Here is a 25244-nt window from a genome sequence, read left to right on the forward strand (position 1 = left end):
ACGCGGAATTCGACCATGGACAAGCCTCCTCACACGTTTCGCGTAATCGACGGGGGCGGGCAAGCGCCCGCCCGGTGGCTTGATATTCCCTCTGCAGTTATCGGCAGATCACCTTTCGAAAAAACAGACAACGTCGTTTATCGAGTTGCCCAACACGACGCCCGGAAGGCGTTGGACCTTGGCAGGAAGCAGCCGCTTCTGGATCTCTGGAGCGTCGTGTTAGGCGAGATACCGCCTGTGAATAACGCGTTATCAAAATGGGGAAAAACAGCGGAAGCGCACAAACTCTCGTCGCTGCTTGGTGCACACGCCTGCTTCCGTGGTATCAAGCGCCCTGCAGGGAACGATGACAAGGGGTTTGATTTTTACGTTTTCGTATCAAAGCCTGCCATATTCTTCGTGTATGATCCAAGTCTCGGCTGTGTGATCAAGCCGTCACGCGTGCCAGAGGATGTGGTACATGTAACATACGTACGGCTCGACTATCCTCAGGGCCGTCCGGTAGGAAAATGCTCGAAAGTAGCCAATGGCGCAATCGGTGTTGTCACACATTGGGAGTTTGTCGAAGCGGACAGTGACTCGCCGAACTTGCCCGTAAATTTTGCGGAGCGCTACCGACGACAAATGTGGTGAACTGACGCTATGGGAAACATAGATAGGACAGGTACGATCGGCAGCTATCGGCCATGTGCCATCTACTACGAGCAGTCCGACAGCCTTGAATATGTGCGGGTAGACTCGCCAAGCGTTTACCGCCGTGTCGATGACTTCCTAACCCTGATACTGGCAATGGAAGATCGCTCGCCTATAGGATTCAAACTTAAAGGCTTCAGGCACTTTTATCTTCGTCATCTCAAAAGAAACTATCATTCAGAACGCCAAGAATTTTTGGCACTCGTAAAGATCGTAGAGGAGGCTCTTTGCGTTTTTGGAGACAAAGTTTTCGATGATGAGAAGCGTGTCGCATATCAAAGGGCTATCGATATTGCTCAAAGCGACAACGTTGAGGTCAGAGACTTTCCGTCAATGGCCTCGCACGGTTAGATGAAATCAACTGGCCGCCCTTCGCGTCACGCGAAGTAATCCCTACTTGTAACCGCCGGCAACACCCGCAGCGTCTGCTCGTCAAACAGCGGTTCGTCCTGGCCTATCCGGACAAACAGCACTTTCCGCCCCTCACCCGCCGGCACCTCGAAATACTGGATGCCGTCGGGCATTTCGCCCCTGTCGCCGCAGGGCGGTTCCGGAACCTCGTCGGGGTCAGCAAGTGCTTTCAGTTCTTTCGCATAGGCGGCGTCGGGGCTGAATGTATAGCGCTTGATGCCGGCGGGCACGGTCCCCTCCGTGTAGGGCGCCAGCACGCAGCGCGAACTGACGGCCTTGTCAGTCTTTTCCAGGAACAGGCGCCGCATGGCGGCCCCGGCGGTTTCGCCTGACTTGATGTCGAACACCTCGACCAGCGGGTCGGCCGCGCCGCCATCGCTGTATTTGATAGAGAGCGCGTTGCCGGCGAATTCGAAATGGATCTGGCGGAAGCCGAAGTCGCAGCGGTGCGCCCAAGCGGCAAGGCCGATCGTCTTGTCGCCCATATTTTCCCAGACCACGCGCATTTTATTGTGAGAGCGTTGTGAACCTTTGGCCCCGTTCTGGCGAGGCCGAACTCATGCAAACGCACGATGATTTAGCCCGAAGCGACAAGCACTATCGATTGGCGCTCGATAGACCTCTCTGTGACGCCGAAGCCTTGGGATCAGGCTTTTGGTCAGGGTCAAAGGGCCCTGTATGGCGAGGAGGGGCAATGGAAATGGTTGGCAACACCAACTCATCGCGCCTGGCATCACTCGACCTTCTACGATTGATCGCAGCCTTGGCGGTTGTGTGCTTTCACTACCTTTATCGGGGACCGATTGCCGGAGATGTCGACGCTGGATATCCTGTGGCTGCCCCGTTTGCCATCTATGGCTATCTCGGTGTCAATCTGTTTTTCCTGATCAGCGGTTTTGTCATCACGTGGTCGGCTGAGGGGCGAAAGTGGCAGGATTTCGCCGTCGCGCGCTTTGTGCGGCTTTATCCTGGATTTCTGCTCTGCATGACCTTGACGTTTGTCGTTCTCTCGATCGCCGACAACCCTAGATTTCCGACAGATTTTTCGACCTATGTCGCCAATCTTTCCATGTTCGCCCGGGCATTCGGCAGGCCGTCCATGGACGGTGTCTACTGGTCGATCATGCTCGAGATCGTATTCTATGGCTGGGTTGCGATGCTTATTTTTGCGGGTGCCTTCCAGCGTTGGAAGTTGGCGATCGTTGCCATCTGGCTCGTGATTTCGGCAGGAAATGAGCTCTTCTTCGGGAACACGGCGATACGAATTTTGCTTATCACAAGCTACGCGCCTTTTTTTGCCGTCGGCATTTTGGCCCAACAGGTTGTCGCAAAAGGTCGTTCGCCGGCAGCGCTCATCCTTCTTGTCGCAGCGTTCCTGTTGTCGTGCCAGACGATCACATTCAATCAGGGCTGGATGCAGGAACATTACGGAACGGCCATTCCCTATCCCGCTCTCCTGGTCGCCAATGGATTTGTCTTTGGGATTTTCGCAGGTGCACTCCTGATCCGCTCCCGCGTGGCCCCTTCGAAGACCGTTCTGATGCTCGGCGGATTGACTTACCCACTTTATCTTCTGCACCAGTACATAGGTTATCTCTCTCTCAACGCGCTGGCCCCGTTTATCGGCAAGAACGCTGCGTTCTTTGTCGTTTTGCTCGCGGTGCTCCTTGCCTCCTTCTTGATCTGGCGCTTTGTCGAATCGCCGCTACGCAAGCCGCTTATCCGCGGTTTGACGTCCGCCATCGATCACATCGCATCGGCAGGATCCGCGCACGCCAGAAGGAACCGCCCAGTGGCGCGGACTTAGCGTAACCTTCGCAGGCGAGACAGGAGGTGGGTTGCCAGCGGCAGGAGCACTGGTCTAGGCGCCTGCACGCAACGCAACCTGATCGATCTCACGACGCTAGTCATCGCTGCACCCTGTCAGAATGAAGGCATCCCAGGCCGAGCCGTCCGGATTGGCGTTGGCGAAATCGGCCCATTCGGTGAAAGCCACACCGAAATCGGGCAACAGCAGCCCTTTCGGCGCCGGCGTCGCTTCGCGCGAATTCAACTGTTCGGCCCCGCCGCCGGTCAAGGCATAGACCTGACCGTCCCATATCCTGCACAGTCCGCTGCTATCCTGCAGGCCCGCTTCGCGATCATCGTCGGTGCAGGCGTGGCGGATGGTGCCGAGCGGAAAGGAATTCTTGCCGTTGGTCCAAGTGATATCGGCCGGCAGGTTTTTATCGGTGTTTGGCACGCTCAGCGAGAACACCTGCGCCGTCAGCGCCGCCGGCTCATTGTCCAGCGGCCGGAATTGCAGAACCGCGCCTGAGCGCGGCTCGCGGTAGGTGGCGTGGCTCAGCAGGCATTCCTTGGCATTCGTCACCTGGATCGGGCCGAGCAGGCCCAAGAAAACGCAAGCCAGTTTGCGAACGATCACTGGATGTCTCCGGGAAAGCGTTGTCGAAGCCAAAAAATCCGCCCTCACACCAGCCCGACCAGAAAGGCAGCGCCGCCGAGAAATCCTGCCGAACAGACCCACAGCAGCCAGAGCCCACGCACCCGGCATTCGAGCACCGCCGAGCCAGGGTTGGCGGGATCATAGTGCACGTCGACCTTGCTGCCCTCCGCATAGCGCCGCGCTTGGCCGCTGACGAGGCCGGGCAGCGAAGCCGTGACGGTCGCGCCGAAGGTGACGCGGTCGGCGCTGTAGCGCTGGCCGGCGACGCCATAGCTGTAGACGATGCGAGATTTGAAAACCGTGCGCCAGCGTTGATAGCCTGAATAGGTCCGCAGCGCCTGCAGGCCTGAGGCATCGATGCGGCCGGCGGCGACCGGCCATTTTGCCGCCTGCTCGGCAAGCGACTTCTGGGCAAAGCCCATGCGCAGAGCGAACAGGCCCATGAACAGCAGCAATGCCGCGGCGCCGAGGTTTTGCGGCTTGGGCAGATGCGGCCGGATCGCCTCAAGCACGCCGCCGATGGAAAACACCAGAACCGCCGTGCCGATCACCAACCCGGCCGAGAGCTGGAACATGAACTTGAAGGCGCCGTCCGGCATGGTGCGCTCGATCACGGCCTTGCTCGGATCGGCCGGATTGTAAAAGACGGTCACCTCCGCGCCGCGGGGAAACTGCGCAAGGGTTTCGCGGACTTCAAAGTTCCCCAAATTTTCCTTCACGCTGTAGCGCGAGCTTTGAAATTTCTTGCCGCCGACCTTATATTCGAAGGTGATGGCCGGGAAATTGCGCATCTCCGTGGTATCGGTGCTGTCCGAGCCAGCGCTCGAGCTTCTGACCTCACGCGCCTCGACGCGCGACGAGATGATCTTTCCCGGCGTCGGCAACCAGCGGCTCAGCGCCTGCACCTCCCGCCATTTCACGATAGTGATGAGCGACAGCATGCCGGAGACCGCGCAGGCAAAGCCGACAAGCAGAAATTTGAGTTCCAGCTCCACCCTGATCCCCCCGGAGTGCAGGAACAGGCACTAGACAGCACTGCGGCGGCAATGTCTCGCTTATTCGCAAAGTCGAGAGATGAGCGGCCGGGCGTAACGCGCGCCCTCTCCTTCTCCCCTTGCAGGAGATGGAAGAAGATCCCTTCACGACGGCCTGACAGCCAGGAAGGTGTTCCATTCCTCGCTGTTGCGGCCCACGTTGAAATCGTCCCTGAGAAGGACCAGCCCGGCGGCTTCGAGACGGGCCGCGAAGTCGTCCCGACGCCACAAGACCGTATGATAGCTGCTGTCCGTCTCGCCATCGCCGTTGCGCATCGATACGAGGAAGGCGCCGCCTGGCCGCAGCGACCGAGCTATCCTGGCAAGCACCTGGTCGGTCTGGTCGCGCGGCACATGGATCAGGACGGCGAGCGCCAGGACGGCGTCATAGGGGCCGCCGAGATCGTCGGTGAGGAGATCGAGAAGCTCACCATGCTTGCCGCGCGCGGCCTGCAGCTCGAGAAACCGTTTTGTCGCGTCGGTGCGGCGAACCTTGACACCCAGGCCCTCCAGAAAGTCCGCATCGTAGCCCGCTCCCGACCCGACTTCCAGAATCCGGCCTGACGTGCCGGCAATCGCCACAAGGCGCTTCAGCGATGCCTGCTCTCTGTCGTTGGGAACATGCCGCACGATGGCATCGTAGCGATCCGCATAATCCTCGTAGGCACTGATCGTTTGACGGCTCTTCGCCAGGGCCTGCGACAACACATCCATCTTGCCCTCCCTTGTATCCATGTGCGCCAAAAAAGCTTCTTCAGCGAATGGTGCCGGGAGGCACGTGTCCGTCGAGGACGCCGATGTCGCGCAGGAAATGATCCGACAGCGAACGCTGGTCAAGCAGGCCGCGCCTGCGGGGCCTGAACGGAGCGGTGAAGAGATCGAGCATCGGGCGACGAAGCGTGTCGTAGAGGGTGGTGGTCATTGCCCTGTCCTTTCGTGTTGGAGTTGATGACCAGAGCATGCCTGTTCGCGGCCTTGGCTTCCAATCGAACGTCGCGTACCATGCATCAGGAGGACTGATGCGTCATGAGTTGGGAACTACCACCATTGGGGGCTATCAGGGTGTTTGAAGCCGCCGCGCGGCTGGGCAGTTTCACCAAGGCGGCCGAAGAACTCGGCATGACCCAATCGGCGGCCAGCTATCAGATCAAGGTTCTGGAGGAGCGCGCCGGAACGCCACTTTTCATAAGAAAAACAAGGCAGATTGCCTTGACCGTGGCCGGACAACAGCTGGCGCCGCATGCATCCGGCGCGTTCTCGGCCCTGGCCGATGCGTGGGTCGCCACAAAGGGCGGAGCGACCGGAGTGCTATCGGTGACGACCATGGAAACCTTCGCGACGAACTGGCTGGCCGTGTGGCTTGGAACATTCCAGCTGATGCATCCAGACCTTGCCGTGAAGGTCAATACATCGCCCCGGCTGGTCGATTTCACACGCGAGGACATGGACATCGGGATCCGGACAGGCGCCGGAAATTGGCCCGGTCTGACCGCGCACTATCTGTTCAAGGCCGACTACACGCCCATGCTCAGCCCAAGACTGGCCGAAAGCGTGGGCGGCATCCGCCAGCCCGAGGATCTCTACAAGGTGCCGCTGTGCTGCGCCGACGATCCTTGGTGGAAGATCTGGTTCGAAGCCGCCGGCCTACCCTTCGAGCCCGATCGCGTCATCGCAGGTCCGATGCTGGGGTCGCAGGCCTACGACGCAATGGCGGCTTTGACCGATCGGGGCGCGGCCATCCTCACCCGCAATATCTACAGCGCCCTGCTGGCGAAGGGCCAGTTGATACAGCCCTTCGAAGTCCTCGGATCCGACGGCGACGGTTATTGGCTGGTGCACCTGGAAAGCCGACGCAACGTGCCGAAGATCAAGGTGTTCCGGGATTGGGTGCTGGCCCAGACCGCCGAGATTCGGGCGCAGGAAGAGCGCCAGACTTAGGCTTACAAGGTTCACGCGCAACAGAGGACCAGATGATCGATCACATAACCATCGAAGTGTCCGACCTGGAGAAGAGCAAGCTCTTCTACGAACGCGCTTTCGCGCCCCTGGGCTATTGCCTGTCCTTCGGCAAGGAGGGCGTGTTCTGGGCTTTCGACGTCGGCAGTGGCTGCCTGTTCGAGATCCAGCGAACAGGCGAGGCGCCGCCGCTCACCCATCTGCATGTTGCCTTCCGCGTCCGCAGCAAGGCAGAGGTCGATGCGTTCCACCAGTCGGCGCTGGCAGCCGGCGCCCAAGACAATGGCGCGCCCGGCCCGCGTCCCGATTATGCGGAGAATTACTACGCCTGCTTCGTACTCGACCCCGATGGCTACAACATCGAGGCAATGATCAACGAGACCGCGGCTTCATCCAAGGGCGCCAATACGAGTCGAGGATGACGGGCATAATGAATCTCGCCTCTCTGCGCCCTCGGCCACGGTCACCCCCTGCTGTGCACGGCATCTGCCGATCGGTTGATCCAGATCAACGCGGATGCATCGCCCGTGCGGTCTCCTTGCTCCTTGGCCATCATCCCAGGGAGAACGAACGTGTCGACTTACGACCTCATGGTTATCGCCGCAGTCCTGTTCAGCTTCGCATCATTTTCCGCGGTTCTGGCTTTTGCCACCTTCGACGAATCGCGTCGCCGTCGTCCAAAATAAGGCGGTCGGACCGGTTGGATGGGCGACCATTCACACGACGAAGTGATATAGGTGCAATTTGACGACGGATCGGATCGAATGAGAACGTTTGGAAGATAACAACCGGAAAACGGACATGAGCGACGAAAACGAGGACGACACCGACATCGTCAACCAGCTCGCCTATGTCAGAGCCGATCCCACCCAGCACGATACGATTACGCTTCTCACCATGATCGATGCCGCGATTGCCGAGATCATGGCGTTGCGGAGAAAGCTGCGGCTGAGCGAGGACAGGAATGGCGGGAGCAACCAGCTCCAATAGACGGCAGGACCTGAACGAATGGCGACGCGAACCCTAATCCGCGTCGGCCATCATCTGACGGCCGCCGCCGCCGGCCCAGGCGCGCCATTGCCGCTCGTCGCCATGGAAGACGTTGAGGTCGACGCGGCCGGTCACGCCGTGCGACAGGCCAGATCCGGAATACTGCCAGAACAGCCATTTGCGGCCGGGATAGACCTTTGACGGGTGCCGCGCCACCGCGCGCAGCCAGAACGGGTAGTCGAGGAAAGCGCCCTGGAGGTTGTCGCGATAGAAATCGGGGGCGGTGTATATGATCGGGCGCTGACCGTAGTGACGTTCAAGCTTGTCCATGAACACCTGCATCTTCTCCAGCACCTTTTCACGTGACGGGCGCCGCTTGCAGCTGGAGTCGCCGTTCCATTCGACGTCGATCACCGGCGGCAGGGCGCCATCGACCTTCGGCACGTTGCGGATGAACCAGTCGGCCTGCTCGCCGGCGGTGCGGCACCAGTAGAAGAAATGATAGGCGCCGCGCTTCAGCCCGGCGGCATCGGCATTGCGCCAGTTCCTCATGAACATCGGATCGAGATGGTCGCCGCCGTCGGTTGCCTTGATGTAGGCGAAGTTGGCGCCCTGGGCGCGCAGCTTTTCCCAGTTCACGTCGCCTTGCCAGCGCGACACGTCAACCCCGTGCACGGCAAGGTGCCGGGGCGAGGCCCGGCCGAAATTGATGGGCTTGGCATCGCGAAAACCGTAGCGCGTGACGGGGCCGGCAAGCATCGCCGGTGCGGCACGCGACAAAAGTTTCGGTGGCGAGACCAGGGCCGCGGGCTCGACGGGCGGATCGACATTGTCCGGCAATTCGGGCGCCGAAAGCGCCACGGTTTCTTCCTCCGCCAGCCCAAAGGGCCGATCAGGAGCGTCCTCGGGCGCGGCCTCGGCCAGCTTGCGAGCATTGCTGGCCTTGCTCACTGGAACGGATGTGATCGGTGCGCTTGGCCGCACCACCGAACTGGTGGTTTCGTTCGACGGCTTCTGCATGTCGAGCGCGTCCATGCCCGATGTCGAAGAGCAGCCGGCGAGGCACAGCGATGCGATCACGAAACTGATGGCGCCTGGTAACCGCATCTGGACCTGTACTCAAAACACAACAGACCGAAGGCAACGGCCGACGGACAACAGCGCCAGTTATGAACGAGAAATTACCAATAAAGTTTGAATCAAGTTTTTTACCATGACTGTGACCCGTTTCAGACATTCGCCGTCGACGCCGCCGGGCCAGCCTTGACAGTGCCATGATGTGGCTGTTGAGACGGGAGGCTGCGATTGCCGCAGGCATTTCCGACGATTTCTTCAAATGGCGTCCGATGGCAAGGGCCGCAAATTGCCGGTCGAGAATTATTACGGCTGGCTCGTCGACGACAAGCTCGACGAACTCAGAAGCCTGCTCGACAGCGGCAGCTGAGAAACGCTTTTAAACAGGAGCTTGCGTGCAGGCGTTCATCGACCAGAGCGTTTGTTTCATCGAGAACCATCAGGCGTGGGCCGGGATCATGGTCGGGCTGCTGGCCTTCGGCGAGTCGCTCGTGCTGGTCGGCATCCTCTTGCCCGGCACCACGGTGCTCATAATCGTCGGCGGCCTGGTCGGGGCCGGCATCGTACAGCCTTTGCCCGTCCTTCTGGCCGCGATGATCGGGGCGGCGCTCGGCGATACCATCTCCTACTTTCTCGGCAGATGGCTGGGGCGCGGCGTCGTCCATAAATGGCCGCTGAACCGTTACGGCCGCGAGGTCGCCAGGGCGCGGCTGTTCTTCCATCGTTATGGCTTCGCAGCGGTTTTCGTCGGCCGTTTCTTCGGCCCCGTCCGCGCCACCGTGCCGCTGGTCGTCGGCATGATGGGCATGTACCGGCGCCGCTTCCAGGTCGCCAACATCCTGTCAGCGATCATCTGGGCGCCGGTCGTGCTGTCGCCGGGTTGGCTGGTGGCCAAGGGCGCCGGCAGCATCCCCGAGCTCGACGTGACCAGCCTGTTCGGGCTGGCGGCGATCGGTGTGGCAGCCCTGATCATCGTAACAGTGATCGCGCTCAAGCTCCGGAGCAGGCGAGCCGCCCGCGTCTAGCCGCGCTTCCTGAACACGCCGATCATCGGCCCCAGATTCCAGTAATCTTCGTTGCGGCCGATGGCAGGCGCGAACAGGCTCGATATCGTGCCGTCGAGAAACAGCGCATTGTCGCAGCCGAGCGCATCGCGGAACAGCCGGGCAAATGCATGGAAATTCACCGTGCCGTTCGAAATGGCAAAGACCGCGACGCCGTCCTTGCGCACCCCGACGCCGTCGCGGGTCTTGCGTGAGGTGCCATCGGACTGAAATTTCGGATGAAGCTGGCCGTCGACCACCAGCATCGGTCCCGATTGCGTGGCATAGTCGGTGGACGGCCGCTTCCTGACGAAGTCCCTGGTCGCGCGGACCGCTGCCATGCCGCCGCTGATGTAGAAGATGCCATTCGGCTGCAGCGAAAAATTGCCGCTTCCCGATCCCGTCTTCACGCCGGCCATTTCCTGGCCACGCTCGACATAGAGGCCGACCGGCCTGAGGTCCGGATGATACATGCCGGCGTTGACGGCGAACAGCATGGTGCGGCCGGCCGCGCGCTGGGCAGCATCGAGATTGTGCAGCGACTGAAATGGCTTGCCGGCCGGATCCTTCCAGAACAGTTCGATCGAATACAGTTTCGGATCGACCTCGCAGACGAGATAGCTGGTCGCCTCGAAAGCAAAGTCGCGGCATGGCGGCAGCGAACCGAACCATTGGCTGAATGCCATCGTGCCGGCGACGGCCTGCGGCACCCCGGCTTTGACCAGGCCCAGCAGCAGGGGCGCCGAGTTCAGAAGTGTCAGAAAGTCCATGTGCCCTGCGGATGCCAGCTTCAATCAGTTGTGGTGGTTATCACCACTTGCCGGCACCATGGAAGACCGGCACGAAAGGATCGGATCGAAGAGGTTCATGCTCGGACGCGGCGGAGCCGACCCGACTATTTGACGGCGCTGACCAGCTGTTCGTCGCCACCCAGAATCGAGACCCAGTGACCGGTGTTGTCGCTCGCCTGCCGCTTCAGGTAGCGATAGCTCGTCTGGTTCCAGAGGCGGACCTTGTCGGTCAGATTGTCGAGGATGAAGTCGCCCTTGTCGGTGCGCACCGTCAGCACGGCGTGACCCTCGCCATCAGGCTTGCGAACCACCGTCATCAAAAGATTGGCTATGGCAATGCCCAGGCTGTTGAGCTCACGCCGCTTTTCCAGCGCGTAATCCTCGCAGTCGCCAAGACCGTTTTCCGGATAGGCCCACCACTCGTCCTTGCCGTAATTATCCATGTCGCTCATCGGCTTGACGCGCGTGTTGACGGAGAGGTTCACAGCCGAGATATCGTGCAGCAGCTTGCTGGTCAGGCGTTCCGGCACGCTGTCGGGCGAGCGGATCGAACATTCGGCGACATGGATCCTGCAAAAATCATAGTGGCCGATCGGCTGGGAGGTCGAGCCGCCGACAACCATGGAGGCAGGCGCGGCAAAGGCCGACCCCACCACCGAACCGAAGACGGTCACGGCAACCGCCAGCCCCTTCGCCTTGCGGCGCCAACCCATCGAGGATGCCATCCGGCCCCACCCACCTGTTTTGTTAACAGAATGTTAAGGGCGGTTACATTCCGAAGTCAATCAACCCTAGCGATCACATCTCCTAGGGAGCGACTCATGCGCCCAACTGGTGCCGACAGGCAACACTGGGCCCGCTAAGCCAGCCATCCCATCGCAAGGCCAAGCAACAGGACGACGCCGAGCAGGCCGCGATAGATGACGAAAGGCCAGGCGGAGAAGCGTTCCAGCACCCGCATCAGGCCCCAGATGGCAAAAAAGGCGGAGATCGAGGCGACGACGAGCCCGGTGGCAAGTACCGACCAGCCATGGGCGTCGAGATGAACCTTGTGCAGTTCCCACAGTTCCTTGAGACCGGCAAGCGCGATCGCCGGCAGCCCGAGCAGGAACGAGAAGCGCGCCGCCTCGGCCCGCTTGAAGCCGAGCCCCAGCGCCGCCGTCAGGGTCGAGCCCGAGCGCGAGACGCCGGGGATCAAAGCGCCGATCTGGGCGACGCCGACAAGCAGCGCATCGGCGAGCGACGCTTCTGCGATGGTGCGCTTGTGGCGGGCGAAAATCTCGGCCAGAGCCAGCAGGATCGCCATGGCGATGCACGACCAGCCGATCACGCTCAGGCTGCGCAGCGGCGAATTGCAGGCATTGAGAACCCCCGATAGCGCGACGCCTGCAATGACGATCGGGATCGTCGCCAGCACGATCCAGGACGCCAGCCGGAAATGCCGGTCGGAAAAATCGCGGCGCGCGAGCGCCTCGAGCGAGCCGAACAGGAGATCCCTGACATCGCCCCAGAAATAGCTGATCACGGCGGCAAGGGCGGCAAGCTGCATGGCGGCGGAGAAGGCGGAGCCCGGGTCTTGCCAGCCGAGTACCGCCGGCACGATGCGCATATGGGCGGTCGAGGAAATCGGCAGCAACTCGGTGATGCCTTGCACCAAGCCGAGAAAGGCGACCTTGGCATATCCCAGGCCGACAAAGCCCGTATCCACGCCCTGGGTGCAGATGTCAGCCATGTCGAGCCTTTCCGTCGGAGAATCTTGAAGAGCGATCCGCGCGAGCAATAGACGCGCGATGCGCGGAATCCAATTTACCGATTTGTAAGGCGTCTCCCCGGTTGACAAGTCGCGCATCAACATTATTATCTGCTAACCTTACATTGTAAGTTTGGTGATGGAGGAGCGCCATGCAGACCGCCCTGTCAGAATTGCAAGCGCCAGCCGAACCCCGCCCGCCAGCCATCGCGATCGAGAATGTCTCGCGCGACCTCAGCCGTATCATCGAGCGCGCCGAGGTGAACGCCTGGCTCGACCTCTATGCCGCAGCACCCGCCGATTTCGCCGCAAGGCAAGGCCTTTCAATAGCGGGAGAAGGCGACCTCGCATGGACCACCTGCACGACGATCCCGTTCGTCCATTTCAATTGCGTGAAGAATTTCGGCGTCGACAGCCCGGCCTCGGAAAGCCAGCTCGACGCACTGCTGGCGCACTACCGCGCCGCCGGCATTTCGCGGCCATGGTTCTATGTCAATCCACACACCGAACCATCTCGCCTCAGATGCTGGCTCGAGGCGCGCGGCCTGCAGCGCCAGGGCGGCTGGGAGCGGATTTATCGCGAGGCCGACCCGCTGTCGTCGGAGCTGCTTTTCACGATTGATGGGGTTTCGGTCGAACGCGTGACGAAGGCATCGGCAAGCGAATGGGCCGGCTTCATCGACAAAAGCTACCGGCTGCCCACCTCACCCTGGCTACTGGCTCTGGTCGGCCGACAGGGCTGGCATCACTATATGGCCAAGCGGGACGGCGCCGTGGCGGCGGTGCGCTCGTTGTTCATCGGTGCCGACGGCGCGGCCTGGAGCGGCATCGAAGCACCGGTGCCGGGCATCATGGCGCCGAGCTTCGATCTCGACGCGGTGCTTGGCGAAGCGTTGGTGCGCGACGGGATTGCGGCCGGCGCCAAACTGTTTGTCGCCGACATCGAGGCGCCGCACGAGCAGCGCGACGGCCCGGCCTATCGCAACTATGCGCGTCTCGGCTTCAAGATTGCCTATTTCCGCAGCCACTACAGCTATCTGCCGGCCAGTTCCAACTGACCGCGCCTAACTGCGCAGCCATTGCTGGAAACAACTTCTGGCCACTATATGGGCCGGCGGAACGACCGGCTGATCGGCGCGTGCGTCATCGGGCGCGCGGCTGCGAACCCGTTCGAGCAGCATGCGCACCTGTTCCGGGCGCACACGGTCGCGCTCCATGACAAGCAGGACCATCGGATCGCTCAAAAGCTCGTCCAGGGTGCTGATGCTGTCGTTCATCCGTCGTCTCCTCGAATGCCGGCCCGCGCAGCATAGATAGGAGGACAATGATGGCCCGCCAATGACGTTTTGCCGGCTATCGCGTGATGATTTGGATTAATTTTCGGTCATGGTCGCGCGCTTCCCTTCTCCCTTGTGGGAGAAGGAAGACCTAGCCCGGCGGCGGAGCGCCTTCATGTTGCGGCAGGCCGTCATCGAGCACCACCCAAGGCTGTTTCGAGGCGGTGAAGATATGCATCTGCGGCCTGAAGACCGTGGGATCGTCAAGCGAGCCGGTGGTGATGCCGATGATGCCGGCGGAGTCGCGGCGCGAAAACATCGTCGTGCCACAGCTCGGGCAAAAGCCGCGCTTGAGATCGGGCGACGTGTTCACGGCCGCCAGCGGCCCCTCGATGGTCACATCATCGATGCGAAACAGCATGCGCGCGTTGAAGGCGGCGCCGATCGCCTTCTGGCAAAGCCGGCAGTGGCAGATGCGTTCGTTGATGGGCGCCGCGTCGGCGCTGTAGCGCACCGCCCCGCACAGGCACCCGCCCTGATGTTTAGCCATATCACCGTGATCCATGATGAGAGTGTGCGGCCGAGGTAAATGGCAGGACTGATTGGGTCAATTGAAAAGCTTTGATACTGTTTCATCGATTACCGTGATGGGGGAGCCGTGACGCAAGACATCGAAACCATCGGCATCGCGGACCTGTTCGGGCCGCCCTCGCCCGGCCGCGACCGCGCCGACGCCCGCATCATGGCCGCCGCGTCGGGAATAGGCTTGATGGCGGTTCGGGATTTTCCCGGAGACGCTTGGCTGACGCCGGAAAGCCGGGCGCAATTGCTGCGCATCTTCGCCCTTCCCGACACCGAGAAGCAGAAATTGCTGCGCTGGAATTTCGACCGGGCCAGGAAGAATGTCTATCGCGGCTGGTTTCCGCTGCAGCCGACGGCCGTTTCCTATAAGGAAGGCATCGACATGGGGCCGGATATCGCCGCGGCGGCGCGTGCTTTGCCATCAGACGATCCGCTGTGTGAGCCGACGCCTTTGCCGACCGAAGGCGCCCTGCCCGGCTGGCGCGCGGCAGCGGCGAACTACTACCGCGCGATGGAGACGATCGGCAACGCGCTGATGCGGTCGATCGCGCGCGGGCTTGGCCTGCCGGAAACGATCTTCGATCCGTATTTCGAGCATGGCATCTCGACGCTGCGCCTGATCCGCTATCCCCTGCGCGACGCCAATGCCGGCATCGATATCAGCGGGCCTGACTTCTCGGTCCTCCACAAGGGGGAGACGCGCACCATCATAGGCCGCGAGCATGCCGATTCCGGTTTCGTCACCTTGCTGGCGCAGGACGGCGTCGAGGGCTTGCAGGCCAAGAACCTCGCCGGCGAATGGATCGACGTGCCGCCCGCCGACGGCACGCTGGCGGTCAATTTCGGCCAGTTGCTGGAGCGCTGGACCGGCGGGCGTGTGCGGGCGACGCGGCATCGGGTGATCGCACCGAAGACGGCGCGGTTCTCGATCCCTTTTTTCTATGAACCGCGTGTCGACGCCGAGATCGCGCCGCTGTCCCTAAGCGGCGCCGAGCCTTTCGAGCCGTTTTTCTATGGCGACTATCTCTGGGAGGCGGCGACGAATTTCGTCGAGATGAGCGGCATCAAGCATCTCAGGCAGCCGCGCCGCGCCAACGCTTCCTGAGCCTGGACGCGACCGTCGGCGGAGCTGTCCTGTATCAAAGCGTCCTGGCAATCTCTTCGAGCTGGTCGGTGCACTGGCCCCAGCCCGCATCAAAACCCATCTGTTCATGCTGTTCGCGGCCGGCGACACTCCAGTGGCGGACGCGCGCGATGTAGCGGGTCCGGCCCTCGCCTTCGTCCTCAAAGGTCAGCACGACGGTCATGAACGGCTTTTCGGATGGCTCCCACGCCTGCGTGTAGGCATCGGTGAAGACGATCTTCTTGCCGGGAATGACTTCCAGGAAGACGCCCGGGTTGGGGAATTCATTGCCGTCGGGGTCGGCCATGATCACAAGGCTCGACCCGCCCGTGCGCGCATCCATTTCGGCACGCGGCGTCGTCCAAGGTTTCGGAGAGAACCATTGGGTCAAAAGCCTGGTGTCGGTCCAGCAGCGATAGACGTTCTCGCGCGGCGCATCGATGATGCGGGCGAGAACCAGTTCGCGGTCATTGGCGGGGGCGATGTCGAGCTTGGTGGTCAAGGTGGTCTCCTCGGTTTGATCTGGCTTCCGTCCCAAGGACGAGCCGACAGAACGCAACTCGACAAGACCAGTGAAAAAAATTTCGGCAGGCTTTCAATAACGCGAGGACGAAGGAGGTGTCAGTGACGCTTGGCTTGCACCAGATAGGCGTCGATCTCGGTCTCGCCGAGCCACTTGGCCGCTTCCAGCCGGTGCAGGCCTTCGACAAGGATATGGCGCTTGCCGTCGTGGCGGACCTGGATCGGCATCTTCATGCCGTTCTCCAATATGTCCTCGGCCAGATGGCGGACGGTCTCAGGGTGCAACGTCTTCTTGCGCGCCGTCGGCACGTAGATCTCGTCGACCTTGACCTTTTGCACTCTCAGCATACTGGCTCCCCAGGCGGAACATACCGCCTCGCCTGAAATAGTCGCTTTGCCGGGTGCGGCCAAGGGCGGCTAAGCAATTGCTGGCCCGATCGTTTCCATTTGACGCTTGGCCGGCAGATGGCCGAAATGGCGGCCTTCGATCCTTTCCGGTGCTCATGACCCATCTGCCGACCGAATTCCCCGATTTCGGGCTGACGCCCGAGCAGCGCCGCCACGCGGTGCGTGGCCATTACTATGAGTGGCCAGGCATGGATGGCGAGCGTGGCGAAATCTGGTGCTACTCGGATCGCTTTTGCTATCGCGTCGGCGAGATGGTGACGCTGCGTGTCAGCTCGACAGCGCCGTCCTTCAGCATGGCAATCATCCGGGACGGTGGAACCGAGACGAAAGTGTTCGAGAAATCCGGCATTGCGGCGTGCTGGCAGGACACGCCCGACCAATGTTCCGCCGAGGGTTGCGGCTGGGAAGCGTCTTTTGAATTCCGTGTCGGGAGCGACTGGCCGTCCGGTGCATATCGGGTAACGCTGACTTCCGTTGGCCATGACGGTAGGCCGATCCATGGCTACCACCTCTTCATCGTCTCGCCCCAAACCGGCAAGAAGCCAGGCCGTGTGCTGCAGGTGGCGGCGACGGGCACCTGGCTTGCCTACAACACTTGGGGCGGCTCCAACCACTATCAGGGCATCACCGGGCCGGACCGCAACCAGTATTCGCCTGTTGTGTCGACGCAACGCCCCTGGTGCCGCGGCTTCGTCGTGCTGCCAAAAGATGCGCCACGCGTGCCGCTCGAGGTCGCCGTGCCGCCGAAGACGGTACCACGCTACCCCCACATGGAATGGGCGCTCGCCACCGGTCATTCGAAGAAATACGCCTCGTCCGGCTGGGCGAGCTATGACAGCCACTTCTTCCGCTTCGCCGAGCGGGCCGGCTATCATGTCGATCTCGCCAGCCAGCACGATCTGCATGTCTCGCCCGACATTCTCGACGGCTACGACTGCGCCGTCTTCGTCGGCCATGACGAGTACTGGACATGGGAAATGCGCGATGCGGTCGACAATTATGTTGAGCGCGGCGGGCATGCGGCGCGTTTCGCCGGCAATTTCATGTGGCAGACGCGGCTCGAGGACGAAGGCCGGCGGCAGGTCTGCTACAAATACCGCGCTCGCGCCGAGGACCCTGCCTATCGCGGCGGCGACGTCACCCGTGCCACCAATTCCTGGGAAGCGCCGGAAATCGGCCGGCCGGGTTCGGCGACCTTTGGCCTCAACGCGACGCGCGGCGTCTATGCCGGCTGGGGCGGCTGCGCGCCGCGTGGTGTACGCGGTTTTCCGGTCTACCGGCCGGAACACTGGGCCTTCGCCGGCACCGGCATCTACTATGGCGACCTGCTCGGCGCCGACAGCCATGTCTATGGCTATGAGGTCGACGGGCTCGACTTCGAGATCCGCGGCGGCCTGCCCTACCCAACAGCGACCAGCGGCGCGCCGGATGGGCTGCAGGTCCTCGCCGTCGCAATGGCATCCCAGGTCGAGGAAAGCGCTGATATCCCGATCGAGGACCAGTTCCTCACCGACGAGGATGGCCGCTTCACCGCCGAGACTTTGTTCGGCGAGGCGAGCGACGCCAATCTGGAAAAAGTCAAACGCGGCAATGGCATGATCGTCAATTTCCCGCGCGGCAAGGGCGAAGTCTTTCATGCCGGAAGCTGCGAATGGGTGGCCGGCCTGCTAAGGCAAGACCCGATGGTCGAACGCGTCACCCGCAATGTCCTCGATCGCTATCTCGGAAAGTCCTGACATGTCGAAAGTCCAGCCTGCCGCTCCAGAGGCCGAAGCCCGCCGCCAGTCGCACCTGTTCTATCTCTCCAGCCTGCGTCGGCCGCTGATCGACCGCGCCGAGGGCATCTATATGTGGACACAGGACGGCCGCCGCTTCATCGATGGCTCGAGCGGACCGATGGTCGCCAATATCGGCCACTCCAACCGCAATGTGCTGGATGCCATGAAGCGGCAGATGGATCGCGCCACCTTCGCCTATCGGCTGCATTTCGAAAACGAACCAGCGGAGGAACTGGCGCGGGAACTGGCCGGCAAACTGCCGGAAGGCATGGACCGCATCTTCTTCGTCTCGGGCGGCTCGGAGGCGACGGAATCCTGCATTAAATTGGCGCGGCAATGGGCCGTTGCCACCGGCCAGGCCAGCCGCTGGAAGGTGATCACGCGCTTCCCGTCCTATCATGGCGGTACGCTGGGTTCGCTCTCGGTCACCGGCGACGACGCCCTGGCAGAGACCTTTGAGCCGATGATGCGGGTGATGCCGACGGTGCCCGCGCCCACCGCCTGGCGCGACCGCGACAATCTTTCAATGGAGCAGCGCGGCGTCCGCTATGCCGACATGCTGGAGGACAAGATCGTGGCCGAAGGGCCGGAAAGTGTCGTTGCCTTCATCATGGAGCCGATCGGCGGCGCCGCGACCTCTGCGCTGGTCGCGCCGGACAGCTACTATGCGCGCATCCGCGAGATCTGCGACCGCTACGGCATCCTGCTGATCCATGACGAAGTGATGAGCGGTGCCGGCCGCACCGGCAAATTTCTCGGCGGCGATCACTGGAACTGCAAGCCCGACATCGTCGCGCTGTCGAAGGGGCTGGGCTCGGGCTATGCGCCGCTCGGTGCACTGGCGGCACCAATGCGGCTGGTGCAGCCGCTGCTGGCCTCCGGGGGCTTCCAGCATGGCCATACCTATGCCGGCAATCCGCTCGCCTGCGCCGCCGGCCTTGCCGTGCTCGGTGAAATGGATCGGCTCGACCTGATCGCCAATGCCGCCGCCATGGGCGACGTGCTGATGGACGGGCTGAAGGGGCTGGCGAAGCGCTTTCCCTTCATCGCCGACGTGCGCGGCAAAGGCCTGCTGACGGGCGCCGAAATGGTCGCCGATCCGGAGACACTGCGGCCGATCGACCAGAGCAAGAAGGCGACGCAGCGCCTGCTCGACCTCGCCTATGAGCGCGGGCTGATCATCTATGGCCGCCGGGTCAAGGGTGGCATCGACGGCGACAATTTCATGGTCGCGCCGCCGATGATCGTCACCAGCGAACAGGTCGGCGAGATCGTCTCCATCATCGGCGACTCGCTGGAGGTTCTGGCATCGGAGCTCGACCTTCCGGTCGAAGGCCGGGGGTAAAAAATGGCGCCGCGAAAAGTCATCATCACCTGCGCCGTCACCGGCTCGGTGCATACGCCGTCCATGTCGCCCTACCTGCCGGTGACGCCGGACCAGATCGCGACCGATGCCATTGCAGCCGCTGAGGCCGGCGCGTCGATCCTGCATCTGCATGCCCGCGACCCCAAAGACGGCCGGCCGACGGCCGATCCGGAGGTGTTCATGCAGTTCCTGCCGCGCATCAAGCAGGCAACCGACGCGGTGATCAACATCACTACCGGCGGTTCTTCGCTGATGACGCTGGACCAGCGATTGGCAGCGCCGCTGCGCGCCGAGCCCGAAATGTGCTCGCTCAACATGGGCTCGATGAATTTCGCGCTGTTCCCGATGCTCGACAAGCCACGCGAATGGCAGCACGAATGGGAGCCGAAGCTGCTGGAAGCCACGCGCGACACCATCTTCAAGAACACCTTCGCCGATATGGAAGGCGAGCTTGAGAGGCTGGGCAAGGGCTGCGGCACGCGCTTCGAATTCGAATGCTACGATGTCGGCCATCTCTACTCGCTGGCGCATTTCCGCGACCGCGGGCTGGTGTCGGGGCCGCTGTTCATCCAGTTCGTGCTGGGTATTCTGGGCGGCATCGGCGCCGATCCGGACAATCTTATCCACATGAAGCGCATCGCCGACAAATTGTTCGGCGACAGCTACCAGTTCTCGGTGCTGGCTGCCGGCCGCCAGCAGATGCCGCTGATCTCGATCGGCGCGGCGATGGGCGGCAATGTCCGTGTCGGCCTGGAAGACAGTCTCTACGACGGCCGCCAGTTGGCGAAATCCAACGCCGACCAGGTGCGCCGCATCCAGGGCATTCTCGACGGCCTGTCGCTGGAGGCTGCCACACCTGCCGAGGCACGTGAGATGCTGGCGCTGAAAGGTGGCGACCGGGTGGCGTTTTGAGGCAAGACCGTGACCAAACCCAGTGACGTCCTGATCCGCCCCGGTCGCATCGATGACGCTGAAACGATCCACGCCGCGCTTCTCAAACTCGGCACCCATATCGGCGCTCATCAGGAGATCACCTCAACATCAGATGATCTCCGCCGCTACGGTTTTGGTGAAAAGCCCGCCTTTTCGACGCTGATCGCCGAGGTGGGCGGCGAGTTCGCTGGCCTTTGCCTGCATTTTCCGATCTTTTCGACCTGGATGGGGCGGCCCGGCGTCTATGTGCAGGACCTCTATGTCGAGGACCGGTTCCGTGGCCGCAAGATCGGCGAGCGGCTGTTGCGACGAGTCGCTGCGGAATGCCGCAAAGAAGGTGGCGTCTATCTCAGGCTGTCGGTCGACACCGACAATGAAGGCGCCAAGGCCTTCTATGAAAGGCTGGGTATCGCCTGGTCGAGTTACGAACAGACGCAGAAAATCGTCGGCGAAGCCTTTTTTGCCTTCGCCGACGCGCCGGTCAATGGGGAACGGGAATGAAGGCCTTTTACGCCGAAGAGCAGAAGCGCCACGACCCGAAGGCCTTTCTTTCCAGCGGTGCCGCGCAGCCCAATCCGGAAAAGCCCGAGCGGATCGAAAGATTGTTAGCCGGCGCAAAATCTGCCGGCTGCACGATCGACCGGCCACGCAATCACGGGCTTGGCCCGGTCTCGGCGGTGCACACGCCCGAATATCTCGACTTCCTCGAACATATTTTCGAGCGCTGGCAGCGCATCGAGGGCGCCTCGGCGGAAGTGATCCCCAACATCCACCCGATCGCGCGCAACGGCTCCTATCCAGCCTCGGCCGTCGGGCAGGCTGGCTATCATATGGCCGATACCGCTTGCCCGATCTCGGGCGAAACCTGGCAAAGCGCGCTGTGGAGTGCCTGGAGTGCGGTCGAGGCGGCGGAAACGGTGATGGCTGGCGCGCCGGCAGCCTATGCGCTGTGCCGTCCACCCGGCCATCATGCCTTTGCCGACGTCGCCGGCGGCTTCTGCTTCATCAACAATTCGGCGGTCGCTGCGCAGGTGCTGCGCAAGCAGGCGGCGCGCGTGGCCATTCTCGACGTCGACCTGCACCACGGCAACGGCACGCAAGGCATCTTCTATGCCCGTCCTGACGTACTCACCGTTTCGCTGCATGCCGACCCGGTGCGCTTCTATCCGTTCTTCTGGGGTCACGCCGACGAGCGCGGCGAAGGCCCCGGCCTCGGCTATAATTTCAACCTGCCGCTGCCGCGCAAATCGGCCGACGCGGCGTTTCTGGAGGCGCTCGAAGTGGCGTTCCAGCGTATCGGCGCCTTTTCGCCGGACGCGCTGGTGGTCGCGCTCGGCCTCGACGCCTTCGAGGGCGATCCGTTCGGCGGGCTTTCGGTGACGACGCCCGGCTTCTCGCGTATTGGCGAGGCGATTGCCAAACTCGGCCTGCCGAGCGTCATCGTCCAGGAGGGCGGCTATCTCTGCGACGCACTCGGCGACAATCTCACCGCCTTCCTCACCGGCTTCGGCGGCAGGATGCGGTGACGGTTTCTCCTGGCGTCAGGAGCGCTGCTGCCTGAGCATCGCGATGACCCGGTGCACGCTCTCCAGCGTCTCTTCGATTTCGGCCCCAGTGTTGTAATGCGCGATGCCGATGCGCACGACCCCCTGCTCGGCCGGAATGCCGAGCTGGTGGACGATTTCCCAGGCGTAGTTGTGGCCGGACCACAGGAAGATGTTTTCGGCGTTCATCTGCCGCACGATCGTCTCCGGCACGATGCCCTCGACAGTAAAGGAGACCGTCGGCACGCGATCGGCGAGCCGCTTGCGATCGGTGATGCCATGGATGGTCAGGCCCGGAATGTCGGACAGGCCATCGATCAGCCTCTCCGCCAGCGGGTTTTCATAGGCGATCGAAACCTCGAAGGCCCTGGCGATCTTCTGCCTGCGCGAACCACTCACACCCGCTGCCGCACCCAGCCCGGCAAAGTAGTCGACGGCCGCCGTGAGGCCGGCCATCAGCTCGATCTGCGGCGTGCCAAGCTCGAACCGCTCCGGCAGGCCATTGGACGAACAGCGGCATTTGTAGGGTTTCAGGTCATTGATGATTTCGCGCCGTCCCCACAAAACGCCCATATGTGGACCGAAGAACTTGTAGGCCGAGCAGATCAGGAAATCGCAGCCGAGCTCTTGCACGTCGATCAGGCCATGCGGTGCGAACTGCACGGCATCGACATAGACCAGGGCGCCGGCCCGTTTAGCGATGGCAGTCAGGGACCTGACCCGGTTGATCGAACCCGTCAGGTTCGAGGCATAATTCAACGCGACCAGCCGTGTCTTGTCGGACAGCAGCCCGGCCAGCGCCTCCCCTTCGACCTGCCAGCTCTTTTCATCGAATGGCAGCCAGCGCACCACGAGGCCAAGATCCTCGGCCAGTTGCAGCCAGGGCGACACATTGCCCTCATGGTCCATGCGGGTGAGGATGATCTCGTCACCTGGCTTCAGCGTGCGGCCGAGCGTGCGTGACATGTGATAGGTCAGCGTCGTCATGTTGGCGCCGATGATGATTTCCTCGGGGCTCGCCGCACCAAGGAAATCGGCCATCGCCTGATGCGCCTCGTCGACGACGGATTGAGCCGCGATCGTCGTTTCGAAATAGCCCCCGAGATTGGCGTTGGTCGTGAGCAGGCAGCGCGACACCGCATCGACGACGGCCTGCGGCACCTGCGTGCCTGCGGGATTGTCGAGATAGATGCGACGGCGGCCCTTGTCGGTCAGGGAAAGCGCTGGAAATTGTCCGCGCACGGCCTCGATCGAAAAATCCGCCATTCTCTCCACCCCTTTGTTATTCCATGATAATTCTATCCCCGCCGATCAGGGACAGGGATTGCCGACCCTCTGATGGATCGCGTCCACCGCCTTCTGCATCTCCTCGGTCCAGACGACGTCCACCGAAGACAACGCCATTTCGAGCTGCGGAATGGTCGTCGCGCCGATGATATTGGAGGTGACGAAGGGCCGGCTCGACACATAGGCATTGGCAAACAACGCCGGCTCTATGCCGAAGGAGCGCGCCAGTTCATTGTATTCGAGCAGCGCTTCGGCTGCATTCGGCGTCTCGTAACGCTGGCCGCGATTGAACAATTGCGAGCGCGAGCCCTGCGGTCGGGCGCCATGGTCGTATTTGCCGGTCAAATAGCCCTGCGCCAGCGGCGAATAAGGCAGCAGCGACACCTGTTCGCGCTCGCAGACCTCGGCAAGGTTCACCTCGAAGGTGCGGTTGACGAGATTGTAGGCGTTCTGGATCGACGCCACGCGCGGGCCAACGCCTTTGTCGGACTCGGCAAGAAACCGCATGAGGCCCCAGGAGCTTTCGTTCGACAAGCCGAAATGGCGGATCTTTCCCGCCTTCACCAGCTCATCGAAGACGCCGAGCGTCTCGGCGATCGGCGTTTCGTCGGCCGGTGCGCCGTCGGCATCGGCCCGCCGCCCCACGGCGCCGATGCGCGTCGGGTTGGCACCCCAGGGGATATCCCGTTCCGGCCAATGGATCTGGTAGAGGTCGAGATAGTCCGTGCCGAGCTTGGCCAGGGATTTGTCGATGGCGTCAAAAATATCGGCGCGCACCAATTGCGACGGCCTGTCGCCGCGAAACCAGGTGTTGGCGGTGCGGCCGACGACCTTGGAGGCAAGGATCACCTTGTCGCGGTTGCCCTTGGCCTTCATCCAGCTGCCGATGATCTTTTCCGTCCGCCCCTGCGTCTCCGCCTTTGGCGGGATCGGGTAGAGCTCGGCGGTGTCGATGAAATTGACGCCGCGCGAAAAAGCCAGATCCAGCTGCGCGTGGCCTTCGGCCTCGGTGTTCTGCTGGCCCCAGGTCATCGAACCAAGGCAGATCTGGGTAACAAGAAGATCGGTCCGACCGAGACGGCGTTTGTGCATGGAATTCTGCTCCGGAGGGAAAGTCTGCGCGGGAGGGAGGCTGCATGTATAGGCAAAGCCATGCCGCTCTCCAAGCCTCGCCAGGCCGACTTTTGCGTGAACCAGCGATGTTGAGCTAGCGGCGGGCGCCGGCCACGGCGCGGCGCTTGGCCTCGTCGATCAGCATGTTGGCCACCTGCATGCGGATCATGGCGCGCTGGCGCAGATGCGGGGCGACGCGATCGGGATGGTTGGTGAAGGCAAAGCTGCGGCGCATGCGGCCGAAATCGGCGGCGCTCTTGGGCTGGTTCAGTCCCAGTTCAGCCGCGATCGATTCCGGATCGATCGGCGGCAGCTTTTCCTCGGGCTTCGGGTCCTCGGCAGCCAGCGCCAGCTTGGCATGTTCGAGTAAGGCGGCGAATTCGCTCGCCAGGTCGGCACCGGCCTCGCGATATTCGGCGGCGGATACCTTGATGCGGCCGGAATGGAGCTCATCGGCGACCGAGAGATAATCGAACGGAATCGACGGACGCGCGCCGGCCTCGTCGCCCCCGCTACCGTCACCCTTGTCGGAGGCAACGAAGAGGTCGTCGAGCAGCGAAGCGAAATCACGCTTGGCGCTGGTAGCGATGTCAGCCTCCCTTGCCTGACTGTCAGGTTTCCGGACCATAGAACCGGCTCGTTAAAAATACATACCACCGATCTTAATGAATTTAGCCATTCGAGGATCGTGGCCGGTCCCTCAAAACAAAAGCCGGACTGCACTTTCATGCAGAAATTCGCCAGGAGTGGCGAGGAAAAACTGACCACGGGCCAGTGTCGAAGCCTACGGTTCGTGCGGCGCGGAAGTTTCAGCGGGCCGCAAAAAAATTCTAGGAAACTTATCCGGACATGGCAGGCATGCAAATGCTGCACTGCACAATTGTCACGATTCGCCTATATTGGCTGGCGTGGAGGACCAACCAGGAGCCTGATTCATGGGTTTCTTCACGGAAATGTTTGCCCGGCCGCGCCCGCAGGAACATCTGCGATATCGCGCGGCGCTCGCATTGCTTCATTCGATGAGCAATGCCGACCGTGCCGATATCGGCATCAAGCCCGCCGATTTTCCGCGCGTCGCCCGCGAAATGTCCATTCGCTAGATGCGTCTCGCGAGATGTCCCGG

General features: G+C 62.0%; 31 protein-coding genes and 1 pseudogene. 16 read left to right on the forward strand and 16 right to left on the reverse strand.

What is annotated here, in order from left to right; all coding sequences use genetic code 11:
- Positions 1 to 15 precede the first annotated feature (15 nt).
- On the forward strand, positions 16 to 633 hold the full coding sequence (locus CK226_RS34325; RefSeq protein ID WP_142887613.1) for a hypothetical protein: 618 nt from the start codon (positions 16 to 18) through the stop codon (positions 631 to 633).
- Between the two features lie 9 nt (positions 634 to 642).
- A complete protein-coding gene (locus CK226_RS34330) occupies positions 643 to 1044 on the forward strand; it encodes a hypothetical protein (RefSeq protein WP_064991506.1) in 402 nt (133 codons plus the stop codon).
- A gap of 26 nt (positions 1045 to 1070) precedes the next feature.
- Here the strand turns inward: CK226_RS34330 and CK226_RS34790 are convergent, their stop codons facing one another.
- Entirely contained in the window at positions 1071 to 1610 is a 540-nt protein-coding gene (locus CK226_RS34790) for a hypothetical protein (RefSeq protein ID WP_179300997.1), read from the reverse strand.
- Positions 1611 to 1798: 188 nt separating this feature from the next.
- Between CK226_RS34790 and CK226_RS07835 the strand changes: the two genes are divergently transcribed.
- On the forward strand, positions 1799 to 2911 hold the full coding sequence (locus CK226_RS07835) for an acyltransferase (RefSeq protein ID WP_095791527.1): 1113 nt from the start codon (positions 1799 to 1801) through the stop codon (positions 2909 to 2911).
- Positions 2912 to 3007: 96 nt separating this feature from the next.
- On the opposite strand, the gene CK226_RS07840 is transcribed toward CK226_RS07835, so the two are convergent.
- From CK226_RS07840 to CK226_RS34795, 4 genes are all read right to left on the reverse strand, one after another.
- Positions 3008 to 3529 (reverse strand): hypothetical protein, encoded by a 522-nt coding sequence (locus CK226_RS07840; RefSeq protein WP_095788140.1) that lies wholly within the window; start codon positions 3527 to 3529, stop codon positions 3008 to 3010.
- A gap of 44 nt (positions 3530 to 3573) precedes the next feature.
- On the reverse strand, positions 3574 to 4545 hold the full coding sequence (locus CK226_RS07845) for a DUF3592 domain-containing protein (protein ID WP_179300998.1): 972 nt from the start codon (positions 4543 to 4545) through the stop codon (positions 3574 to 3576).
- A gap of 144 nt (positions 4546 to 4689) precedes the next feature.
- Positions 4690 to 5319 (reverse strand): methyltransferase, encoded by a 630-nt coding sequence (locus CK226_RS07850; RefSeq protein WP_245437691.1) that lies wholly within the window; start codon positions 5317 to 5319, stop codon positions 4690 to 4692.
- Between the two features lie 19 nt (positions 5320 to 5338).
- Positions 5339 to 5506: a hypothetical protein gene (locus CK226_RS34795; protein ID WP_179295896.1), complete on the reverse strand. Its 168-nt coding sequence runs from the start codon at positions 5504 to 5506 to the stop codon at positions 5339 to 5341.
- Positions 5507 to 5610: 104 nt separating this feature from the next.
- On the opposite strand from CK226_RS34795, the gene CK226_RS07855 reads away from it, so the two are divergent.
- The 3 genes from CK226_RS07855 to CK226_RS07865 all read left to right on the forward strand — a co-directional run bounded on the left by CK226_RS07855 (position 5611) and on the right by CK226_RS07865 (position 7530).
- Entirely contained in the window at positions 5611 to 6522 is a 912-nt protein-coding gene (locus tag CK226_RS07855) for a LysR substrate-binding domain-containing protein (RefSeq protein WP_095791528.1), read from the forward strand.
- 32 nt (positions 6523 to 6554) lie between these two features.
- Positions 6555 to 6962 (forward strand): VOC family protein, encoded by a 408-nt coding sequence (locus CK226_RS07860; protein ID WP_095788138.1) that lies wholly within the window; start codon positions 6555 to 6557, stop codon positions 6960 to 6962.
- 379 nt (positions 6963 to 7341) lie between these two features.
- On the forward strand, positions 7342 to 7530 hold the full coding sequence (locus tag CK226_RS07865) for a hypothetical protein (RefSeq protein WP_095770320.1): 189 nt from the start codon (positions 7342 to 7344) through the stop codon (positions 7528 to 7530).
- Positions 7531 to 7563: 33 nt separating this feature from the next.
- Here CK226_RS07865 and CK226_RS07870 read toward each other — a convergent pair whose 3' ends face one another.
- On the reverse strand, positions 7564 to 8637 hold the full coding sequence (locus CK226_RS07870) for a GH25 family lysozyme (protein ID WP_095770321.1): 1074 nt from the start codon (positions 8635 to 8637) through the stop codon (positions 7564 to 7566).
- 241 nt (positions 8638 to 8878) lie between these two features.
- Between CK226_RS07870 and CK226_RS07875 the strand changes: the two are divergent.
- Positions 8879 to 8974: pseudogene (locus CK226_RS07875) on the forward strand (DUF1402 family protein); the annotation flags it as partial.
- A gap of 25 nt (positions 8975 to 8999) precedes the next feature.
- Positions 9000 to 9629 carry a DedA family protein gene (locus CK226_RS07880; protein WP_095791529.1) on the forward strand — a complete coding sequence of 210 codons (630 nt, stop codon included), beginning with the start codon at positions 9000 to 9002 and terminating at the stop codon, positions 9627 to 9629.
- Here the strand turns inward: CK226_RS07880 and CK226_RS07885 are convergent.
- The 3 genes from CK226_RS07885 to CK226_RS07895 form a co-directional block, all read right to left on the reverse strand.
- On the reverse strand, positions 9626 to 10417 hold the full coding sequence (locus CK226_RS07885; RefSeq protein ID WP_095788136.1) for a phosphodiester glycosidase family protein: 792 nt from the start codon (positions 10415 to 10417) through the stop codon (positions 9626 to 9628). The genes CK226_RS07880 and CK226_RS07885 overlap by 4 nt on opposite strands.
- 125 nt (positions 10418 to 10542) lie before the next feature.
- A complete protein-coding gene (locus tag CK226_RS07890; RefSeq protein ID WP_095788135.1) occupies positions 10543 to 11163 on the reverse strand; it encodes a transglutaminase-like cysteine peptidase in 621 nt (206 codons plus the stop codon).
- Positions 11164 to 11297: 134 nt separating this feature from the next.
- Positions 11298 to 12170, reverse strand: a complete 873-nt coding sequence (locus CK226_RS07895) for an undecaprenyl-diphosphate phosphatase (RefSeq protein WP_095791530.1) — start codon at positions 12168 to 12170, stop codon at positions 11298 to 11300.
- 170 nt (positions 12171 to 12340) lie between these two features.
- Here CK226_RS07895 and CK226_RS07900 point away from each other — a divergent pair, with 170 nt between their 5' ends.
- The gene (locus CK226_RS07900; protein ID WP_095791531.1) at positions 12341 to 13246 is read left to right on the forward strand and encodes a hypothetical protein; all 906 of its coding nucleotides are present in this window, start codon (positions 12341 to 12343) and stop codon (positions 13244 to 13246) included.
- Between the two features lie 6 nt (positions 13247 to 13252).
- Here the strand turns inward: CK226_RS07900 and CK226_RS07905 are convergent, their stop codons facing one another.
- On the reverse strand, positions 13253 to 13465 hold the full coding sequence (locus CK226_RS07905; protein WP_095770326.1) for a hypothetical protein: 213 nt from the start codon (positions 13463 to 13465) through the stop codon (positions 13253 to 13255).
- A gap of 151 nt (positions 13466 to 13616) precedes the next feature.
- A complete protein-coding gene (locus CK226_RS07910) occupies positions 13617 to 14015 on the reverse strand; it encodes a GFA family protein (protein ID WP_095791834.1) in 399 nt (132 codons plus the stop codon).
- Between the two features lie 108 nt (positions 14016 to 14123).
- On the opposite strand from CK226_RS07910, the gene CK226_RS07915 reads away from it, so the two are divergent.
- The gene (locus CK226_RS07915; RefSeq protein WP_095791532.1) at positions 14124 to 15152 is read left to right on the forward strand and encodes a 2OG-Fe(II) oxygenase family protein; all 1029 of its coding nucleotides are present in this window, start codon (positions 14124 to 14126) and stop codon (positions 15150 to 15152) included.
- A gap of 34 nt (positions 15153 to 15186) precedes the next feature.
- Here CK226_RS07915 and CK226_RS07920 read toward each other — a convergent pair whose 3' ends face one another.
- Positions 15187 to 15672, reverse strand: coding sequence for an SRPBCC family protein (locus CK226_RS07920; RefSeq protein WP_095770328.1), 486 nt, complete (start codon positions 15670 to 15672; stop codon positions 15187 to 15189).
- 119 nt (positions 15673 to 15791) lie between these two features.
- Positions 15792 to 16040, reverse strand: a complete 249-nt coding sequence (locus CK226_RS07925; protein WP_095770329.1) for a ParB N-terminal domain-containing protein — start codon at positions 16038 to 16040, stop codon at positions 15792 to 15794.
- Positions 16041 to 16195: 155 nt separating this feature from the next.
- Between CK226_RS07925 and CK226_RS07930 the strand changes: the two genes are divergently transcribed.
- From CK226_RS07930 to CK226_RS07950, 5 genes are read left to right on the forward strand one after another with little or no spacing between them, the layout of a single operon-like run.
- Entirely contained in the window at positions 16196 to 17836 is a 1641-nt protein-coding gene (locus CK226_RS07930) for a N,N-dimethylformamidase beta subunit family domain-containing protein (protein WP_095770330.1), read from the forward strand.
- Between the two features lies 1 nt (position 17837).
- Positions 17838 to 19223: an aspartate aminotransferase family protein gene (locus CK226_RS07935; RefSeq protein WP_095788130.1), complete on the forward strand. Its 1386-nt coding sequence runs from the start codon at positions 17838 to 17840 to the stop codon at positions 19221 to 19223.
- Positions 19224 to 19226: 3 nt separating this feature from the next.
- Complete coding sequence (locus CK226_RS07940; RefSeq protein WP_095791533.1) at positions 19227 to 20156, forward strand: 3-keto-5-aminohexanoate cleavage protein; 930 nt, start codon at positions 19227 to 19229, stop codon at positions 20154 to 20156.
- 9 nt (positions 20157 to 20165) lie between these two features.
- Positions 20166 to 20678 carry a GNAT family N-acetyltransferase gene (locus CK226_RS07945; RefSeq protein WP_095791534.1) on the forward strand — a complete coding sequence of 171 codons (513 nt, stop codon included), beginning with the start codon at positions 20166 to 20168 and terminating at the stop codon, positions 20676 to 20678.
- Complete coding sequence (locus CK226_RS07950; protein ID WP_095791535.1) at positions 20675 to 21703, forward strand: histone deacetylase family protein; 1029 nt, start codon at positions 20675 to 20677, stop codon at positions 21701 to 21703. Before CK226_RS07945 ends, CK226_RS07950 begins: the two co-directional genes overlap by 4 nt.
- A gap of 15 nt (positions 21704 to 21718) precedes the next feature.
- Here the strand turns inward: CK226_RS07950 and CK226_RS07955 are convergent, their stop codons facing one another.
- The 3 genes from CK226_RS07955 to CK226_RS07965 form a co-directional block, all read right to left on the reverse strand.
- Positions 21719 to 22987, reverse strand: coding sequence for a cysteine desulfurase-like protein (locus tag CK226_RS07955; protein ID WP_095770335.1), 1269 nt, complete (start codon positions 22985 to 22987; stop codon positions 21719 to 21721).
- A 45-nt stretch (positions 22988 to 23032) separates the two neighbouring features.
- On the reverse strand, positions 23033 to 24100 hold the full coding sequence (locus tag CK226_RS07960) for an aldo/keto reductase (protein WP_095770336.1): 1068 nt from the start codon (positions 24098 to 24100) through the stop codon (positions 23033 to 23035).
- A gap of 115 nt (positions 24101 to 24215) precedes the next feature.
- On the reverse strand, positions 24216 to 24749 hold the full coding sequence (locus CK226_RS07965) for a hypothetical protein (RefSeq protein WP_245317945.1): 534 nt from the start codon (positions 24747 to 24749) through the stop codon (positions 24216 to 24218).
- 307 nt (positions 24750 to 25056) lie between these two features.
- On the opposite strand from CK226_RS07965, the gene CK226_RS07970 reads away from it, so the two are divergent.
- On the forward strand, positions 25057 to 25221 hold the full coding sequence (locus CK226_RS07970; protein WP_080511763.1) for a hypothetical protein: 165 nt from the start codon (positions 25057 to 25059) through the stop codon (positions 25219 to 25221).
- The last annotated feature ends 23 nt before the right edge of the window (positions 25222 to 25244 follow it).

This window comes from Mesorhizobium sp. WSM4311 (assembly GCF_002295115.1).
Classification (GTDB): domain Bacteria; phylum Pseudomonadota; class Alphaproteobacteria; order Rhizobiales; family Rhizobiaceae; genus Mesorhizobium.